This is a genomic window from Ruegeria sp. B1 (assembly GCF_056535885.1).
The window spans coordinates 4,241,649-4,260,438 of sequence record NZ_JBQFJA010000001.1 but is presented as its reverse complement, the minus strand read 5'-3'; the positions used below and the strand labels follow the sequence as shown (position 1 = coordinate 4,260,438).

Here is an 18,790-nt window from a genome sequence, read left to right as displayed (position 1 = left end):
TTCTTTAAACATATGATAAACCGCATATGATGCGCGAAGGATGAGACCAGCCTTGATCTTGATCAGGTGATTGGCTTTTTTGCCACAAAAGCCAGGTTATTGGCGGGCATTTCTACGCTCTCCTCCAGTTGAAGACCGCGGGCGTGCAGCAGGTCCCGCATCTGACCATCATCCTTGTAGCCAATGTCGGGGTCTTGCTGCTTTAGCGCATCGTGAAACCTCTGGTCACCGTCACTCGTCAGCCGCCCTGCGCGCTTGAAAGGCCCGTACAGAACCAAGCGCCCACCGTGCTCAAGGGCCAACGCAGCTTCGGTGATCAGGGTTTCGACCTCCGGCCAGCTTATCAGGTGCAGGAGGTTGATCAGAACGATCAGGTTCTGTTTTCCGAATGCCTCATGCCACCCGACCTGAACTGCATCGATATGCGCCGCCGCCGATACATTCGGCATGCCGTGGGTATAGGCACCAATGCTGGCCCGGCGTTCAGCGGTCACTTCGCTGGGCAGCCACTGCAAATCTGGCAAGCGCTGGGCAAACGCCATGATATGCTGCCCGGTCCCGCTGGCCAGTTCCAGCGCACGGCCAGACCGTGGCGCGAAGCGATCCAGCAGATCGCACAACGCCGCGGCATTTCTGGTTGCTGCCGGAGCGACCAGTTTGGCGCCAGCACCCTCGGTGACAACGCTGGCGTTTGGAGGCAGCGTGCGCTTTGTCATTGGCGCAGTCTTTCCGGTTTCAGGGCCGAGACGCTGGCCGCATCAATCTGTGGTGGCACGCCCGTTGCAAGATCGGCCACCAGTTGTGAGGCAGCGGGGGCGGTCTGGAACCCGTACCCACCCTGACCGGCAGACCATATGAACGAAGGGTCAGAAGGCTCGGGACCCAGAACCAAGGTTCCATCCGGAGCAAAGCTCCGCAACCCGGCCCAGTTGGATTCCAACCGCGTCACCGGCTCGGTCACCATGTCCTCATACCGTGCCAGCCCTTCGGCCAGTACCATATCGTCGGCATAGGCATCATGCGGCGTTGTTGGGTCCGCTTCTGCAGGGGACACGATCAGCTTGCCGGCATCAGGTTTGGCGTACCAGCTTTCGCCCGCACCCAGCATCATCGGCCAGTTCCTCAGGTCGTGATCACCCGGCGCGGAGATGCGCGCCATCGACCGGCGCAGAGGCGTGATTCCAATGGGTGCAATACCAGCCATCTGAGCGATTTCATCGACCCATGCGCCCGCCGCGTTCACAACGTTGCGGGCCTCGAACACCTCGGCGGCTTCGACGGTCCAGTGACCGGATTTGCGCATCGCCTTTACGCTTTGCTGTGTGAGAACCGAACCGCCATTGCGCCGAATGGTTCGGGCAAAATCCTGCATCATACGGTCGGTGTCGATGTCCGACTCATCCATGCTGTGGGCCGCATATCCAACGGTTTTTGGGTTCAGGATCGGAACAAGACGGATCGCCTCATCGATCGAAATCTGCTCTCCGCCAAGGTGCATGGTGTCTTGCTCAAACACATTGCGTTGATCTTTTCCTCCCACCAGCACCCAACCGCGCGGCGACAGGTAGCCCTGCGTTTCGAAGAACGCGGAACTGGCCTGGTTTAAGGTAAGGACCGAAGGCGGGCCATAATTGGGTGCAAACATGGCCGCCGACCGGCCCGAGCTGTGGTACCCAAGCGCATCTTCCGCCTCCAGCACGGTGACGGTGCTATTGCCGGATAGGCGTGCACCCACGCTCAACCCGGCGATGCCGCCGCCAATAACGAGGAAATCAATCATAACTCGCTTGAATACCGACCGGGTCCGGCTCGGTTTGGCAAAAGGATAAATTCGTTGGTCATCTGAGCCTTGTGAGATAGTGGAGGGGTCTGCAATCCATCGCAGCCACTATATGCAGGCTTGAATTTGCGCATCAACCCATCCAAACAAGGGAAAAGCATAAGCAGGAGGGTAGGGTGGACACCGCAGAACTGCACCCGATGGCCACAGGACATATTCCGTCCTACGTGACCCAGGCGGACGGAAGTGATTTCCTATTCACGTTCATGGTCGTTTTCACAGTTGTATTGATCATCTTGATTGGTGTTGCGTACTTCACCCTGCACTCGATACCAGAAAAGATCGCGCATGAATCAAATCACCCCCAGTTTCAATTGGTGGGCATTCTGGCGTTGCTGGCCTTGTTCACGCATAACGGGTTGTTCTGGGTGGCCGCCATTTTAGTTGCCGGATTTCAGTTCCCCGATTTTGCCGCCCCTCTGCGCTCAATCGCCGACGCCATCCGGTCCCTTGGGCCGCAACGCGAGCCCGAACCGGTGATCGAGGAAATGCCGGTCGAACACCCCGAACCCACAGCGCCGCAGGAGCATTAAGACATGCTTGAGACAATGATGTGCGCGCTTGTCACCGTGCTGCCCGACTATCTGTTCCGCCGCTTCGTACAGGGCAAGCGGATCGGGCGCGAGATCACCTTGTTCACGATGTGGTATGAGTTGCGCTGGGGTTTGACCACCTGCGCAATTCTGGCGCTGACGGTGATCACTACGTTGTTCTACTTTCACCCGGCCAGTAAAACGGCGGCCTCGTATTTCCGGACGGTAACGATCCTGCCTCAACTCGGCGGCCGCGTCTCGGAAGTCTATGTTCGCAACAACGAATTGGTGACAGCAGGTCAGCCGATATTCCGGATCGAGGATTTCACGCAGACGGCACAGGTGGAATCTGCACACGCGCAGATCGCTCAGGTTCAGGCATCGTTAAAAGTGGCCGAAACGGATCTGGCCGAGGCCGAGGCCGGTATTGCCGGTGCCCGCGCCGCGCTGGCGCAGTCTATTGAGGATTTGGAACGCAATACCACTTTGCGCGACGAAGGCTCCAGCGCTGTGCGCTTGGCTGAAATCGAACGGCTGGAAAATCTGGTTGCCGAACGAGAAGCTCAGGTCACAGCGGCCGAGTCGCAGCGCGCCGCCGTCGTTCAGCAGATCGAGGAACTGATCCCCGCCCAACTCGCCAGCGCCAATGCGCAGTTGGATGCGGCTCTTACCGAGCTGGACAAAACCGTGATCAACGCAGGGGTGACCGGCCGGATCGAACAGTTCGGATTGCAGGCTGGGGATTATGTCAGCCCGCTGCTGCGCCCGGCCGGCATACTTGTGCCGTCCGCGTCCGGGCATGACCGGTTTCAGGCTGCCTTCAACCAGCTTTCCGCGCAGGTCATCAAACCCGGCATGATCGGGGAACTGGGCTGCATGACCAAGCCGTTCACAGTGATCCCGGTTGTTGTGGTCGAGGTCCAGGATGTGATCCCATCCGGCCAGATCAGGCCGTCCGACGAGTTGCGCGACGTGCAGAGCAACAGGGTTCCGGGGTCCATCCTGGTCTATCTGGAGCCTCTGTACAAAGGCATGGCCGACGCAATTCCACCGGGCAGCAACTGTTTGGCAAATGTCTATACCGACAATCATGAAAAGCTCGAGGATGAGAGCCTTGGGTTCTGGGATAGGGCTTTTCTGCACGTCGTCGACACCATTGGTGTTGTGCACGCGGCGGGTCTGCGTTTGCGTCTGATCCTGATGCCGGTCAACACGCTGGTTCTGACAGGTCACTAAAACCGTTAGCGGCGCTGTGGTTCTGCACCGATCAAGACGGCGAGGATGTCATTCGAATGCACGAATAAATCCGGCGATTGCTTGGCAACACAAGAAAAAGACCACAGAAGTTTCGAAGGCCCGCTAAAGCGCGGGCCTTAGCCGTCATGCGACCTTGTTCTGCTCTTCCGAGTTATTCGGACGGTCGAGCGCCAAGAACGCATACGCAAAAACGCAAGCAACAAATGTAGCGATCACCCAAAAGACCACCGGGTACGACCTCGTAATTGCGAAAGTGGTACTGGCCAAGGCCATACCCATGGTTCCACCCAACAATTGGAACGTCATGGATATTCCGCTTGTCTGACCATGCAGGTTTTGTGGCACCGAGGTCATAACAGCCCGACGTGGCGGGACAAAAAGGAATGGGGCACAACACCCCCAGATCAGAAAACCGGCGACGATCAACCGGCTCTGCCCGATTTGCATCCCACCGGCAACCAAAACCACTCCGATCAAGCCAAACGCAACGCCTAAAATCGAAGGCACCCGGGTGCCGAAACGATCCGCGACCTTCCCTGCCAAAGGCGCAATGAAGACCTGCGGGATTGCAACTGGCAGCAGCGCAGCACCCGCCGCAAGGGGCGAAAATCCAAGTTCGGACTGGAAATACAGCGCCCCGAACACGAACAGCACGATTTTCACGAATTGCGCGGTAAAGATAATCATGTTGGCTGCGCCGAAACTGGGATTTGCAAAAAGCGCCACATCAATCAGCGGAGATGGCGCGGCGCGTTCGACCGGAATGAAAACTGCAAGCAGCAGGATCCCGGTAATCAGCGCCGCCAGAACCTCAGGCTGCAGCCACCCGCGATCCGGTCCTTCCATGATGCCAAAAACCATAGCAGCCAAGCCAGTTACCAGTAACAGGACGCCTTTCCAGTCGAACCCTAGCTCTGGCTCTTGCGGCGTATCACGCCAACAGGTCCAGGCAATGGCCGCTACGATCAGAACGATTGGCGGGTTCACCCAGAAAATCCAGCGCCATGACAGATGTTCGGTCAACAGCCCTCCGACCAGTGGACCCATCGACAGGAACACCGTTCCGATTGCGCCATACAGACCCAGTGCCAATCCTTGTTCGTCGGTTTCAAAGGATCGGATCAAGATCAACAGAGACAGGGGGAATATGAGCGCCGCGCCTAGGCCTTGCACCGCGCGGGCCAAAAGAAGGTCCAACGCGCTTTCTGCGAAGCCGCCTAAGGCAGAAGCCAGACCAAAGATCAGCAATCCAGCACTCAGCAGCCAGCGGGCCCCAAGAATGTCGCCCAAACGTCCGGCTGCGCCTGCAAAACAGGCCAGAACAAGAAGGTAAATGTTGACGACCCAATGGGATTGCAGCCGCGTCAGGCCAAGGTCCTGCTTGATCGTGGACAGGGCGACGCTGACCACCGTTTCATCCAACAGGATCACGCCCAGAATGGCCCCCATGGCCGCCAATATCCACCAACGGGTGGCGCCTTGTGTCTGGGTTGCCATCGGGGTTGTGAGTTCCTTTCTGCGACTGATCTATCAGTCCGGCAACATTAATTGTCCGTCAAGAATTTCGTTCGACCTAATCCAAAACAATAAAGGGCCGGTCATTTGACCGGCCCATGTATTCGTCCATCGCTGTTTATTGCGGAATTTCGCCTTCCAGACCTTCGACATAGAAGTTCATGCCTGCCAGGGTGCCATCATCCGCGACCTCCCCTTCAGCAAGCCAATCGCTGCCATCCTGTTTTTTGATTGGACCGGTGAAAGGGTGGTATTCGCCTGCGGCCATTGCGGCCTTCAGTGCCAGTGCCTCTTCTTTGACATCGGCGGGAACCGCGTCCGTGATCTCGCCGATTGCAACCATGCCTTCGCGGATGCCATCCCATGTATTGGCGCTTTCCCATGTGCCATCCATAACGGCCTGAGTCCGTGCGATGTAGTAGGGCGCCCAATCATCAATGATCGATGACACGCGCGGGAACGGAGCGTATTCGCTCATGTCCGAGGCCTGACCGAAGGTCACAACGTTGCCAGCCTCTTGCGCAGCCGCCTGAGGCGCGGTCGAGTCGGTGTGCTGCAGGATTACGTCTGCGCCCTGTTCGATCAGAACGGTGGCGGCGTCAGCCTCTTTCGCGGGATCAAACCAAGTGTAGGCCCAAACGATCTTGAATTCGACATCCGGGTTAACCTTTTGGGCATGGATGTAAGCCGAGTTGATGCCACGGATGACTTCGGGGATCGGATAGGATCCGATGTAGCCGATGATGTTCGACTCCGTCATGTTACCCGCGATGTGACCCTGAACGGCACGACCCTCGTAAAAACGAGCGGAGTAGACCGAGACATTGTCAGCCGTTTTGTAACCGGTCGCATGCTCGAACTTCACGTCCGGGAATTTCTTGGCCACGTTGATGGTGGGGTCCATATAGCCGAACGAGGTGGTGAAAATCAGATCCGCGCCCTCTAGCGCCATCTGGGTCATGACGCGCTCTGCGTCCGGACCCTCGGGAACTGATTCGACAAACACGGTTTCGACCTTGTCGCCAAAGTGCTCTTCTACAGCCAGACGACCCTTGTTGTGCTCATAAGTCCAGCCGCCGTCACCGACAGGCCCGACATAAACGAAACCGACTTTGGTTTTGTCGTCAGCCATTGCCCCCGAGGCCAGACCCAGCGCTATGGCGGCGCTTGCCAGAAGTGTCGTGAATTTCATGTGTTACTCCCCAAGTTGGTTCAATTGGCCCCGTCTAGTGCGAGGCATGGAAAATCCGGCCTAATGCGGCAGGTGCGCTGCTCTTGTCGGCCGAAAGGATCACAAGCACAAGGATCGTGATGATGTAGGGCGACATTGCCAGATACTCGACAGGAATGGCAACGCCCGCTGCCTGCAAATTCAGCTGCAACACGGTGATGCCGCCGAACAAATAGGCACCCAGCAAGGCGCGCCATGGCTTCCAACTGGCAAAGACCACCAGCGCAAGGGCAATCCAGCCGACGCCAGCGGTCATACCTTCGGTCCACTGCGGCACGCGGATCAGGCTGATGTAAGCTCCACCGAGGCCCGCGCAGGCGCCGCCGAACAGGATCGCCATGATACGGATTTTGATAACCTTGTAGCCCAGCGCATGCGCTGCGTCGTGGTTCTCGCCGACCGCTCGCAGGATCAGACCGACGCGGGTGTATTTCAGAACGGCCCAAACCGCTGCGGTCAAAGCGATGCCAACGTAGAGAATTGGGTCGTGCTGGAACAGAATGGGCCCTATGACCGGGATATCACTGATCACGGGGATATGGATCTCGGCCATATCCGGCGGCTTAACACCTACGTAACCCTGGCCCATCAGTGCACTGAACCCGAGACCGAACAACGTAAGCGCAAGGCCACTGGCCACCTGATTGGCCAACGCCACCTGCGTCAATAAAACGAACAGCAGCGACAACGCCGCCCCCCCGACTGCCGCAGCAACGAAACCCAGCCAGGGTGAACCTGTTTCGACCGAGATCGCAAAGCCGCTGATGGCACCCACAATCATCATGCCCTCGACGCCGAGGTTCAGGACGCCTGCCTTTTCAACGACCAGTTCTCCGATGGCTGCCAATAGCAGGGGGGTTGCGGCCACCATAAGCGAGGCGATCAGGAGGACGGGATTGATTTCACCTAGGTCCATGGCTCAGGCTACCTCGCTACGGGCCGCACGAATGCGGTAGTTGGTCAAAAGATCGAAGGCCAGCAGGAAGAACAACAGCATCCCCTGAAAGACCTGAATGGCCGCAGCGGGCAGACCCAGCTGAGACTGGGCAATTTCGCCGCCGATATAGGTGAGCGCCATCAGGAAGCCGGCCAGCAGGATGCCAACAGGATGCAGGCGCCCCAAAAAAGCGACAATGATCGCGGTAAATCCGTAACCGACGTTAAAGTCGATGCTAACAACGCCGGAGGGGCCGGAAACTTCGAACATGCCTGCCAGCCCGGCCAGAGCACCGGACAGGCCAAGACAGAACAGGATCAACCGCGCCGGGTTCACACCTGCGAATTTCGCCGCGCGAGGGGCTTCACCCGTAAGACGGATGTGGAACCCCAGCATATGCCTGTTCAGCAGGACATAGGCGAAGATCACCGCAATCAGCGCCGTTACGACGCCCCAATGCATCCCCGAACCGGCGATCAGCTCGGCATTGTGGGCGCTCTCGTAAGATTGCAGATTGCGCGAGCCGGGAAAGCCAAAGCCTTCTGGGTTCTTCAGCAACCCCAGCGAGACCGAAGCCAGCATCTGCTCGGCCACGTAGACCAACATCAGCGAGACGAGGATTTCGTTGGTGCCAAAGCGAACCTTTAGAATTGCCGGGATCATGGCCCAGACCCAGCCGCCGAAAGCGCCGGCCAGAACCATGATTGGGAAGATGTAAAACGCATCCAGCGGGTAAAATGCGAGGCCCGCTCCGGCGCCAAAGATGGCCCCCATGATGTATTGACCTTCGGCACCGATATTCCAGATGCCCGCGCGAAAGCCCAGCGACAGGCCGATGGCAATCAACACCAAAGGCGCGCCCTTCACCAGCAGTTGCGGGCGGTAGTAAAATGCAAATTCACCGAACAGAGGCTCCCAGAAGATGGTGCCGATGGCCTCAACCGGGTTCTTGCCCAGAAGCGCAAACAACACGCCCCCGAACACCATCGTTGCCAGAACAGCCACCAAAGGGGTCGCGTAGGACCAAGCCTTGGACGGCTGAGGCCGTTTCTCCAACACAATCACAGACCCATCCCCCTGTATTTCTTATACTTTTCTGGTTCTGCCTTGCGCTCACACATGGGCCACCTCCATGCCATGTGCGCCGCCCATCATGAGGCCAATCTCGTCTACGGTCAGACCGGTCGTCGGGCGCGGCGCGCTCAGTCGGCCTTCGTTCAGGGCGGCAAAGCTGTCCGAGATTTCCATAAGCTCGTCGAGGTCTTGACTGATGCAGACAACCGCCGTGCCCTTGGCCGCCAAATCCAGAATGGCCTGCCGGATCGCCGCTGCCGCCGCCGCATCTACGCCCCATGTTGGCTGATTGACCACCAGAACGTCGGGATCTTGCAAAACCTCTCGTCCGATCACGAATTTCTGCAGGTTTCCTCCGGACAAGGATCGCGCGGCGTTCTCAGCGCCGGGTGTGCGGACGTCGAAGGCAGAGATGATCTTCTCGGCAAAGCTTTGGGTTTCGGCCCATTTCAGAAATCCACTGCGTTCCAATCCTTCGCGGACCGATCCGGTCAGTAGCGCGTTTTCGGTCAGGCTCATGTCAGGTGCAGCAGCGTGCCCCAGCCGTTCTTCGGGCGCGGTCAGAACACCCAGCTTCCGCCGCGCGGTTGGTCCCAGTTTTCCGATCGGCTGACCTACGAACTTGATGGCATCGGCTGCGGTCAGGATTTCTCCGGACAGCGCGCCCAGCAATTCGTCCTGCCCATTGCCGGCCACGCCGCCGATGCCCAGAACTTCGCCCTTGCGGACTGTCATATGAACATTGCGCAGGTCGGTCCCGAACTCGGACGGGGACGGCACGGACAAGCCGCTGACATCCAGTGCGACATCGCCGAACGCGCGCGCCCCACGCTCAGGCGTCTGCAGAGTCGAGCCCACCATCATCTCGGCCATATCCCGCGCCGAGGTCTCGGAAGGCACGCATTCTCCCACATTCTTGCCCAATCGCAGGATCGTGGCGTGATCACAGAGTGTGCGGATCTCTTCCAGTTTGTGCGAGATATAAAGGATCGAAGTTCCCTCTGACCGCAATTTGTTAAGGGTTTCGAACAAGATCTCGACCTCTTGAGGGGTCAGCACCGAGGTCGGTTCGTCCATGATCAACAGCTTTGGGTCCTGCAACAGGCATCGAATGATCTCAACCCTCTGTCGTTCACCGGCGGACAGATCTCCAACGGTGCGGTAAGGGTCCAGCGGCAGGCCATAGGTTTCGGACACTTCGCGGATACGCGAGGCCAGATCCCCCATCGCGGGTGGGTTCTCCATCCCCAAGGCGATGTTCTCGGCCACGTTCAAAGCGTCAAACAATGAGAAATGCTGGAATACCATCGCGATCCCATCGGCGCGCGCGGCTCGCGGTTCGGGAGGTGCATAGGGCTGCCCCCGCAGCAGCATTGATCCGCTGTCCGGCTTTACCAAGCCATAGATCATTTTGACCAGCGTTGATTTGCCAGCACCATTTTCACCAAGCAGCGCATGCACTTCGCCTTCTCCGATGTCAAAAGACACCTGATCGTTGGCCACGACACCGGGATAGGCTTTGGTCAGCCCTTGCAAGCTTAACAGTGGAGTGGTCACGCGCTCAGGTCCTTCTTCAAGTCGTTCGATTGGGCCGGACGCAGGATTTGTGCGGCAACGCCAACGGCGATCATCTGCGGGTGCTTACCAAGTGACGGGTCGCCAATTGGGCAGGTGATCCGCCCGATCCGCTCGGGCGAATGCCCATGAGCCGCCAGCCGCGACCGGAATCGCGCCCATTTCGTAGCCGAGCCAATCAGCCCCGCAAAGCGGAAATCGTGCAAAAGCAGCCTGTTGCACAGTTCCAAATCCAGATTGTGCGAATATGTCAGCACCAGATGCTCTGCATGATGCGGTGCGTGGTTTACCAGCTCCGATGGCTTTGCAACCGGTATGACGGTGACCCCGCTTGGAATCTTGTCAGGAAAACGCTTGGGTCCGGTATCCACCCACGTAATCGCCACATCGGGCAAGGGCGACAGAACCTCGACCAAAGCCCGGCCCACGTGACCCGCCCCCCAAATCCACAGGCTGCGCGCCGGTTTGTGAACAGGCTCCACCATCCAGCCGTCGATCAGCTGCGCCTCGGGTCGCACGCCCTGATTTCGCGCCTGCATCAACATGCGCTTCACGGTCAACGGCATGTCAGAGCCTGCAATCGCACGGGCAATGACGGTATCGTCCAACAGCTTAAGGCGGTCCGAGTTATAGACCTCGCTGAGCAGAGTCACTGCCCCACCACAGCATTGTCCCAGACCCGGGCCGAGTGCGTGGTGAGTCAGGCGAGAAGCCATCTTTTGAGCGCGCGCGGCCTCGGCCGCTTGATACTCCAGCTGGCCCCCCAATGGTGCCGGACTGCCCATCCTTCCAAACCAGCATCGCGGCACCTACTTCGCGCGGGGATGACCCCTTGATGGCGGCGATGACCACCCGGACAACTGTCCCGTGGATTTTGACGGCCTCACTCAAAGCTTCCCGATCAAATCCCATTACGCGCCTCCTTTTACCCTTCGAACCCCGCGCCACACCTCTTCGGCCGTTCCTGGAGCATTGAGTGCCGGATAGACATCACCGCACGCCGCCACCGCATTGGATAGGGCAAGCCAGGCTGAAATGCCCAGCATAAGTGGCGGTTCCCCCACTGCTTTGGACCGGTAGATCGTGTCTTCCCGATTTTCGCCATCCCAAAGCGCGACGTTAAAAACATCCGGTCGGTCGGAACAGGCCGGAATCTTATATGTTGACGGCGCGTGGGTCCTGAGATTGCCCTGACCGTCCCAGACCAATTCTTCGGTCGTAAGCCAGCCCGCGCCCTGCACATACCCACCTTCGACCTGCCCAATGTCGAGGGCCGGGTTCAGCGATGCCCCGGCGTCGTGCAGAATATCTGTGCGCAGGATGCGGTTCTCTCCGGTCAGTGTATCTATGGCGACTTCGGTAACGGATGCGCCGTAGGCAAAGTAAAAAAACGGCCGCCCGCGCCCTTTTATTCGGTCCCACTCAATCTTGGGCGTTTTGTAAAAGCCTGTTGCCGACAGGCTGATGCGCCCCTGATAAGCTATTGCAGCCGCCTCGGCGAACGTATAGCGTTCCTGGCCAACGGACACGTGTCCATCGGCAAAAATGACCGACGCAGGTTCGGCCTGATGTCGCTCGGCAAGATAGTCGGCCATGCGGTCGCGAATTGTGTCACATGCCGCCTTCACCGCCATACCGTTCAAGTCGCTACCCGAAGACGCCGCAGTGGCCGACGTATTCGGCACCTTGGCCGTATCGGTCGCGGTGATTTTCACCATCTCCAGCGGAATACCAAAGCGCGACGCAGCAACCTGCGCCACCTTTTGAAACAGGCCCTGGCCCATCTCGGTTCCGCCATGATTCAAGTGAACCGAGCCGTCCTGGTAGACATGCACCAATGCGCCGGCCTGGTTAAGGTGGGTCAATGTGAATGAGATGCCGAACTTGACCGGAGAAAAGGCGATTCCTTTCTTGATGACGCTGTTATCAGCATTCCATTTTTCAATAGCAGCCTTTCGCGCGTGATAATCGCTGGACTTAAGCAAGGCTTCGGTCAGACCGTGCAATTCAAAGTCGCTGACGTCCATTCCGTAGGGCGTCGTGTTGCCGCCCGCAGGTACAGGTCGAACCGGAGCGCTTCCCATCTCCACCGCGCCGCGGCTTGTGAGGTCTTCATGCGGATCGGGATGCCCAAGAGGCTTTTCGATCGAAGGGCTTTCTTTGGCGGCGTGCGGGGGTGCGTAATAGTTCCGGCGCCGTAATTCGACCGGATCCATCTTCAGTTCATGCGCGGCATGATCCATGACCCGCTCGATCCCGACCATGCCCTGCGGTCCGCCGAACCCGCGAAAGGCTGTCGCGGATTGGGTATTGGTTTTCAACCGATGGCTCTCGATCCGTGCATTGGGCAAAAGATAGGCATTGTCGGAATGCAGCATGGCCCGGTCCGCGACCGGCAAGGACAGGTCCTGCGCCCAGCCGCAGATTGCATAGTGCTGAAAGGAGACACCCTGGATATGGCCATATTCGTCGAACCCGGCCTCATACGTGATGCGGAACGCATGTCGTTTTCCGGTGATGATCATATCGTCATCCCGGTCATAGCGCATCTTGCAGGCTTTTCCGGTTGCCTGTGCCGCGACAGCGCATGCTACAGCCAGTGCATTGCCCTGACTTTCCTTGCCCCCGAAACCGCCGCCCATCCGCCGGGTTTCGACCCGCACTGCGTGCATCGGAACGCCCAAAGCGTCTGCTACTTTGTGCTGAATCTCTGTCGGGTGCTGTGTGGATGAATGCACCAGCATATCGCCGCCTTCATTCGGCATCGCCAATGCGGCCTGACCTTCCAGATAAAAATGCTCCTGACCACCGATCTCGAAACTGCCGTCGATCACATGACGAGAATTGGCAATGGCTGCGACTGCGTCACCTTTGGCGTAAATGCGCGGACCATCCTCGAACCTGCTGTCGGCGGCCAAGGCCTCTTCAACAGTCAGGATAGGAGGCTCTTCAGAATACTCGATTTCACCCAGCCGTGCAGCCTTTCTGGCAGCCAGATGGCTGGTGGCGACCACAAGGAACACGGGCTGGCCGATGTAATGAACCGACCCATCAGATAATAGCGGTTCGTCATGGATCGATGGCGAGACGTCATTTGCGAATGGCAGATCGTCCGCGGTCATGACCGATACGACCCCGTTCGCCGCCCTTACAGTCGACAAATCCATCGCTGTGATCTTGCCCTTGGCTATCGGACTAAACCCAAAAGCGAGATGCAGCGTTCCTTTGGGTGTTGGAATGTCATCCACATAGCGGGCCGTACCGGCAACATGCAGCGGCGCCGCGTCGTGTGGGAGGGGTTTGGTCACGCTCATGCCGACACTTCCAGTACGTCTGTCACCGCACCCTGATCTTCCAGGAAATACCGCTCAAGCATCGCCTTGGCCGTTTCCAGTCGATAGGTTGCCGAGGCCCGCATGTCTGTAAGAGGTTCAAAGTCCGAGGGAAAGGATGAAAGGGCTGCATTGATCGTTTCATGCGTCCAAGGTGCGCCCATCAGTGCTGACTCAACGGTCTTGGCGCGTTTCGGAATGCCGGCCAGTCCGCCAAATGCGATGCGGGCCATCGATACCAATCCGTCCTGAACTGTGATGTTGAAACACCCACACACGGTCGAGATATCCTGATCGAAGCGTTTGCTCAGCTTGTAGACTTTTAGCCGATCCTTTTGACGCGGAAAGCCAACAGCTTCGACGAATTCGCCGGCCGCGCGATCCTGTTTGCCATAATCGAGGAAAAAGTCTTCCAACGGTATTTGTCGGCGTTTATCCCCTTTGCGCAGGCAGAGCGTCGCATCCAAAGCAATAAGCGCCGGAGGGTTGTCGCCGATCGGCGAGCCATTGGCGATGTTTCCGCCAACTGTAGCAGCATGGCGTACCTGCACGCTGGCATAGCGACGGATCATTTTCGCGTATGACGGGTGCAGGTCGTCCAGCGCATCGCCCATGCGGTTCATATCCACCATTGCGCCAAAGCGGATTTCGGTATCGCCGATCTCGATTTTCTTGAGATCATCGCACCCGTTCAGGAAAATCACCGGGTCCAGATCCCGCAATTGTTTGGTTACCCAAAGCCCCACATCGGTTGCGCCGGCAATGAGCGTGGCGTCCGGATGTTCGGCGTAGAGTGATGCCAGTTCGTCGGAGGATGAAGGCAGCATGGCGGGGGATGGCTGCGCGGCCATGGGTTTATCTTGAACCCATACGGGAACGGGGTGTTTTTCGGCCGCTTTTGCAGCGCGGATAATCGGTGCATACCCCGTACAGCGGCACAGGTTTCCAGCAAGCTGGACATCATGGTCCGTTGCGCCGTTTGTGTGCCCCGCCACCATCGACATAACAAAACCCGGCGTGCAAAATCCGCACTGCGATCCATGTAAATCAACCATGGCTTGCTGCACCGGATGTGTTTCGCCATTCGGGCCACTGACACCTTCCACCGTGCGCACGGCCTTGCCGTGAAGCTGAGGCAGAAACAGGATGCAGGAATTCAACGCTTTGTGACCTGCTTCATCTGTCACCATGACAGTGCAGGCACCGCAATCGCCTTCGTTGCAACCCTCTTTGGTGCCAGTCAGTCCTCGGTCCTCGCGCAACCAGTCCAACAAAGTCGCCGTCGGATTGATATCCGCCAGCTCCACTGTCTCTCCGTTCAGAAGAAACGTGATGTTCATTCGTGAAACCCGTCGCGTTACCCGGTTGCGCCCTTGGGTGCCCTCCTTCGATGCGACGTAGAAAGAGCGGCGGGCGGATAGCTTGCCGTCAGATGTTAGAAACAGCATGGCTTATCTGGCAAGAAAAACTGCCTATATGATGTATCATTACGCTGAAAAAGCCTTAGAAAGGTGCGGCTGGCTGGTGTTCAGGCGCCTGAAACTTAAGCATTTTTTACATCTAGCTCATGCGGAACACCGAAGCACCTTCAAAAAAGACTGAATAATCAAAGGTGATTTTTCAGGCAATTGATGTCCGCAGTTCTGCCTTTTGCATGGCCGTCGCCTCAGATAGCTTGCGGTGTATGAGCAGCACTCCTCGATTCATCCATCTCCGCGTGCATACCGAATATTCCCTTCTGGAAGGCGCGGTACGTCTGAAAAAACTTCCCGGTCTTTGCGAGAAGATGGACACGCCCGCCGTAGCGGTGACTGACACCAACAGCATGTTTTCGGCGCTGGAGTTTTCGGTGACCGTCGGCGACGCTGGTATTCAGCCGATCATGGGATGCCAGGTCGATCTGACCTATGTTCACGCGCAACCCGGTGAAAAGGCCAAGCCCCCGGCGCCTCTGGTGCTGCTGGCCCAGTCGGAACTTGGATACGAGAACCTGATGAAACTCAGCTCGTGTCTTTACGTGGATAAAGGCGGGCAATTGCCCCAGATCACCTTGGATGAGCTTGCCGAGCGGTCAGAGGGTTTGATCTGCTTGTCCGGTGGGCCGGACGGTCCGGTCGGGCGGTTGTTGCAGCAAGGGCAGCGATCAGCAGCTGAGGCTTTGGTTGATCGATTGGCAGGGATGTTCCCGGATCGCCTTTACATCGAATTGCAACGCCACCCCGGTGAGGGCGGCCAGCCCGAAGCCGAGCGCCTGACCGAACGCGGCCATGTCGAGATAGCCTATACCAAAAACCTGCCTTTGGTGGCCACCAATGACGTGTATTTTGCGACCTCTGACATGTATGAGGCGCATGATGCGCTGATCTGCATCGCCGAAGGCGCGTATGTCGATCAGCAGGAAGATCGGCGTCGTCTGACGGCACAGCACTATTTCAAGTCACAGCAAGAGATGGTGACTCTGTTCGCCGATTTGCCAGAGGCGGTCGAAAACACGGTTGAGATTGCCAAACGCTGTGCATTCATGGCCTACAGGCGCGACCCCATCCTGCCGAAATTCGCGGATGACGAGGTCGCTGAATTACGTCGTATTGCCAACGAAGGTTTGCAGAAGCGACTGGCCGTTATTCCTCATGCTGTGACGGTTGAGGAGTATCAGAAGCGATTGGACTTCGAGCTGGGCATCATCGAAGGGATGGGCTTCCCCGGCTATTTTCTGATCGTTGCGGACTTTATCCAATGGGCCAAGGACCATGACATTCCGGTGGGGCCGGGGCGGGGTTCGGGTGCGGGCTCTCTTGTGGCATACGCGCTCACGATCACGGATCTTGATCCGCTGCGCTATTCGCTGCTGTTTGAGCGGTTCCTGAATCCCGAACGGGTCTCGATGCCCGACTTCGATATCGATTTTTGCATGGACCGCCGCGAGGAGGTAATTCGCTACGTGCAGGAGAAATATGGCCGTGACAGGGTCGGTCAAATCATCACCTTTGGTGCGCTTTTGTCCAAGGCCGCTGTGCGCGATATCGGGCGGGTTTTGCAGATGCCCTACGGACAGGTGGATCGCCTGTCCAAGATGATCCCGGTCGAAGGGGTCAAGCCGGTGTCCATCGAAAAGGCCCTGAAAGACGAACCGCGCTTGCGCGAAGAGGCGCGCAGTGAGGAAGTCGTAGAGCGTCTGTTGAACTACGGTCAGCAGGTTGAAGGTTTATTGAGGAACGCGTCGACGCATGCGGCGGGTGTTGTCATCGGTGACCGCCCTCTGGACGCGCTGGTGCCTATTTATCAAGATCCACGCTCAGACATGCCCGCGACCCAGTTCAACATGAAATGGGTGGAACAGGCCGGGCTGGTAAAGTTCGACTTTCTGGGTTTGAAAACACTCACCGTGATCCAGAATGCGATGGATTTGATCTTCAAATCCGGGCGGGATCTGCATATCGCCGCCGATGGCACAGAACTCTATAAACCCGCTGAAGGGGCCAAAAACGAGATAAATGCCATACCCTTGGATGACGAGGCTACCTACAAACTCTACTCGGCAGCCAAGACGGTGGCGGTGTTCCAGGTGGAATCCTCGGGCATGATGGACGCGCTCAAGCGCATGAAACCGACCTGTATCGAAGACATTGTGGCCCTCGTTGCACTGTACCGTCCCGGCCCGATGGAAAACATCCCGAAGTATTGCGAGGTCAAAAACGGACTCAGCAAGCGCGATATGCTGCATCCAACGGTCGATCATATTCTGGACGAGACACAAGGCATCATCGTCTATCAGGAACAGGTGATGGAGATCGCGCAGGAAATGGCCGGCTATTCGCTTGGGGGCGCTGACCTGCTGCGCCGCGCGATGGGCAAAAAGATCCAAGAGGCGATGGATGCCGAGCGGCCCAAATTCCTCAAAGGTGCGGCAGAGAACGGCGTCGACACCGACAAAGCGACCGAGGTTTGGAACCTGCTCGACAAGTTCGCCAACTACGGCTTCAACAAATCCCACGCCGCTGCCTATGCGGTGGTCAGCTATCAAACCGGCTGGTTGAAGGCGAACCATCCCGTCGAGTTCATGGCCGGCGTTATGAACTGCGATATTCACCTGACAGACAAGCTGGCCGTCTATTTCGAAGAGGTGCGCAAGGGGCTGGAGTTGCCTTACATTCCCCCGTGCGTCAATCGATCCCAATCCACCTTCGGTGTGACCGATGGACATCTGGTTTATGCGCTGGGCGCGCTCAAGAACGTGGGTGTTGAGGCGATGAACCTCGTCGTTGATGCGCGCGGAGACAAACCCTTTGTCAACTTGTTCGATTTTGCCAGACGTGTTGACCTGAAGAAGGTTGGCAAACGCCCGCTCGAGATGCTGGCGCGATCAGGAGCGTTTGACCAACTCGACAAGAACCGCAGGCGGGTTTTTGAAAGCCTTGACCCAATGGTCCAGTATTCGGCTGCGATCCACGATCAGAAGAACTCGAACCAGGTGTCGCTGTTCGGCGAGGCAGGCGATGACCTGCCGGAACCGCGCTTGTCGCCTTCGCCCGATTGGCTGCCCGCTGAACGGCTGAGCGAAGAGTTCAAGGGCATCGGCTTCTACCTGTCCGGTCACCCGTTGGACGACTATATGCCATCCCTAAGACGTCAGGATGTTTTGACTTTGGATCAGGTCTTGGAACGTCTGCAAGTTGAGAGAGCAAGGCAGGTTAAGATGGCGGGTGTGGTCGCCGGGCGACAGGAGCGAAAATCTGCGCGCGGAAATCGTTTTGCCTTCGTCCAGCTGTCTGATCCGACGGGTGCATATGAGGTTACGCTGTTCTCGGAAGTGCTGGAGAAGTTTCGCAATAGCCTAGAGACCGGAAACAACGTCATAATTACTGCAGATGCGACCTTCGAGGCGGATCAACTCAAACTTCTGGTTCGTACTGTCACCGACGCGGACACGGTTGCCGAAGCCGGATCAAAGGGGTTCCGAGTGTTTGTGGACGGAGTTTCGGCTGTGTCGAGGGTGGCGCGCGTGCTTGAAGAAGCTGGCAACGCGTCCAATTGTGCGGCGAAAGGGCCGATCCAAATGCTTCTATTGGATCCTGATCTGCCGGGTGATGTCGAGATGGATTTGGTGACAGAGTTTCCGATCAACCCCCAAATCAAAGGAGCGCTCAAATCGCTGGACGGTGTCGTGTCGGTCGAGGAAATCTGATCGGCAAAGCCTTTTGTTGCCAGAAAGTCCGGGCCTCGCTAGGCTGACTTCAGAACGTGTATTTTGGGATCAGATTACAGGAGAGCACCCCTATGACAATTGCGGGTATCGGGTTCAGAACACTTACTTTTGCAGCGGCCGCTTCGCTGGCGCTGGTGACAGCATCAGCCGGGCTTGCCGAAAACAAAAAGAAGAAAAATACGATAGAAGGCGCGCTGATCGGCGCAGGCGTTGGAGCGCTGATTGGAGACGGCAAGGGCGCAGCCATCGGTGGCGTGGCCGGTGCGTTTATCGGACATAACTGGAAGTGA

13 protein-coding genes and 1 pseudogene are annotated in these 18,790 nt (G+C 57.7%); 4 read left to right on the top strand and 10 right to left on the bottom strand.

Features of this window, described 5'->3' with window-relative positions; genetic code table 11:
• Positions 1-62: 62 nt before the first annotated feature.
• Positions 63-716, bottom strand: coding sequence for a DUF938 domain-containing protein (locus ACR3ES_RS21140; protein WP_170435997.1), 654 nt, complete (start codon positions 714-716; stop codon positions 63-65).
• The gene (locus tag ACR3ES_RS21135; RefSeq protein ID WP_170435999.1) at positions 713-1,780 is read right to left on the bottom strand and encodes an FAD-dependent oxidoreductase; all 1,068 of its coding nucleotides are present in this window, start codon (positions 1,778-1,780) and stop codon (positions 713-715) included. The genes ACR3ES_RS21140 and ACR3ES_RS21135 overlap by 4 nt, the downstream gene beginning before the upstream one ends.
• A gap of 176 nt (positions 1,781-1,956) precedes the next feature.
• Between ACR3ES_RS21135 and ACR3ES_RS21130 the strand changes: the two genes are divergently transcribed.
• A complete protein-coding gene (locus tag ACR3ES_RS21130; RefSeq protein WP_480424446.1) occupies positions 1,957-2,373 on the top strand; it encodes a hypothetical protein in 417 nt (138 codons plus the stop codon).
• A gap of 3 nt (positions 2,374-2,376) precedes the next feature.
• Positions 2,377-3,609 (top strand): HlyD family secretion protein, encoded by a 1,233-nt coding sequence (locus ACR3ES_RS21125; RefSeq protein ID WP_170436001.1) that lies wholly within the window; start codon positions 2,377-2,379, stop codon positions 3,607-3,609.
• A gap of 144 nt (positions 3,610-3,753) precedes the next feature.
• Here ACR3ES_RS21125 and ACR3ES_RS21120 read toward each other — a convergent pair whose 3' ends face one another.
• The 8 genes and pseudogenes from ACR3ES_RS21120 to xdhA form a co-directional block, all read right to left on the bottom strand.
• A complete protein-coding gene (locus tag ACR3ES_RS21120) occupies positions 3,754-5,127 on the bottom strand; it encodes an MFS transporter (protein WP_480424444.1) in 1,374 nt (457 codons plus the stop codon).
• A 136-nt stretch (positions 5,128-5,263) separates the two neighbouring features.
• Entirely contained in the window at positions 5,264-6,337 is a 1,074-nt protein-coding gene (locus tag ACR3ES_RS21115; RefSeq protein WP_170436005.1) for a BMP family ABC transporter substrate-binding protein, read from the bottom strand.
• Between the two features lie 34 nt (positions 6,338-6,371).
• Positions 6,372-7,292: an ABC transporter permease gene (locus ACR3ES_RS21110; protein WP_170436007.1), complete on the bottom strand. Its 921-nt coding sequence runs from the start codon at positions 7,290-7,292 to the stop codon at positions 6,372-6,374.
• Between the two features lie 3 nt (positions 7,293-7,295).
• A complete protein-coding gene (locus ACR3ES_RS21105; protein WP_170436010.1) occupies positions 7,296-8,378 on the bottom strand; it encodes an ABC transporter permease in 1,083 nt (360 codons plus the stop codon).
• A 48-nt stretch (positions 8,379-8,426) separates the two neighbouring features.
• Positions 8,427-9,944 (bottom strand): ABC transporter ATP-binding protein, encoded by a 1,518-nt coding sequence (locus ACR3ES_RS21100; RefSeq protein ID WP_170436012.1) that lies wholly within the window; start codon positions 9,942-9,944, stop codon positions 8,427-8,429.
• Positions 9,941-10,874, bottom strand: a pseudogene (gene xdhC / locus ACR3ES_RS21095) (xanthine dehydrogenase accessory protein XdhC). Before xdhC ends, ACR3ES_RS21100 begins: the two are co-directional and overlap by 4 nt.
• Positions 10,874-13,276: a xanthine dehydrogenase molybdopterin binding subunit gene (gene xdhB, locus ACR3ES_RS21090; RefSeq protein WP_170436016.1), complete on the bottom strand. Its 2,403-nt coding sequence runs from the start codon at positions 13,274-13,276 to the stop codon at positions 10,874-10,876. The pseudogene xdhC and the gene xdhB overlap by 1 nt, the downstream one beginning before the upstream one ends.
• Positions 13,273-14,634 carry a xanthine dehydrogenase small subunit gene (xdhA, locus tag ACR3ES_RS21085; protein WP_170436097.1) on the bottom strand — a complete coding sequence of 454 codons (1,362 nt, stop codon included), beginning with the start codon at positions 14,632-14,634 and terminating at the stop codon, positions 13,273-13,275. Before xdhA ends, xdhB begins: the two co-directional genes overlap by 4 nt.
• Before the next feature lie 344 nt (positions 14,635-14,978).
• On the opposite strand from xdhA, the gene dnaE reads away from it, so the two are divergent.
• Positions 14,979-18,479, top strand: coding sequence for a DNA polymerase III subunit alpha (gene dnaE / locus ACR3ES_RS21080; RefSeq protein WP_170436018.1), 3,501 nt, complete (start codon positions 14,979-14,981; stop codon positions 18,477-18,479).
• A gap of 92 nt (positions 18,480-18,571) precedes the next feature.
• Positions 18,572-18,790, top strand: a complete 219-nt coding sequence (locus ACR3ES_RS21075) for a glycine zipper 2TM domain-containing protein (RefSeq protein ID WP_170436020.1) — start codon at positions 18,572-18,574, stop codon at positions 18,788-18,790.

Bases quoted from the DNA above. Each gene is read 5' to 3' on its own strand.
- ACR3ES_RS21115 (WP_170436005.1), bottom strand. From the start codon at position 6,337: ATGAAATTCACGACACTTCTGGCAAGCGCCGCCATAGCGCTGGGTCTG.
- xdhA (WP_170436097.1), bottom strand. From the start codon at position 14,634: ATGAACATCACGTTTCTTCTGAACGGAGAGACAGTGGAGCTGGCGGAT.
- ACR3ES_RS21140 (WP_170435997.1), bottom strand. From the start codon at position 716: ATGACAAAGCGCACGCTGCCTCCAAACGCCAGCGTTGTCACCGAGGGT.
- dnaE (WP_170436018.1), top strand. From the start codon at position 14,979: ATGAGCAGCACTCCTCGATTCATCCATCTCCGCGTGCATACCGAATAT.
- ACR3ES_RS21135 (WP_170435999.1), bottom strand. From the start codon at position 1,780: ATGATTGATTTCCTCGTTATTGGCGGCGGCATCGCCGGGTTGAGCGTG.
- ACR3ES_RS21120 (WP_480424444.1), bottom strand. From the start codon at position 5,127: ATGGCAACCCAGACACAAGGCGCCACCCGTTGGTGGATATTGGCGGCC.
- ACR3ES_RS21125 (WP_170436001.1), top strand. From the start codon at position 2,377: ATGCTTGAGACAATGATGTGCGCGCTTGTCACCGTGCTGCCCGACTAT.
- ACR3ES_RS21110 (WP_170436007.1), bottom strand. From the start codon at position 7,292: ATGGACCTAGGTGAAATCAATCCCGTCCTCCTGATCGCCTCGCTTATG.
- ACR3ES_RS21075 (WP_170436020.1), top strand. From the start codon at position 18,572: ATGACAATTGCGGGTATCGGGTTCAGAACACTTACTTTTGCAGCGGCC.
- xdhB (WP_170436016.1), bottom strand. From the start codon at position 13,276: ATGAGCGTGACCAAACCCCTCCCACACGACGCGGCGCCGCTGCATGTT.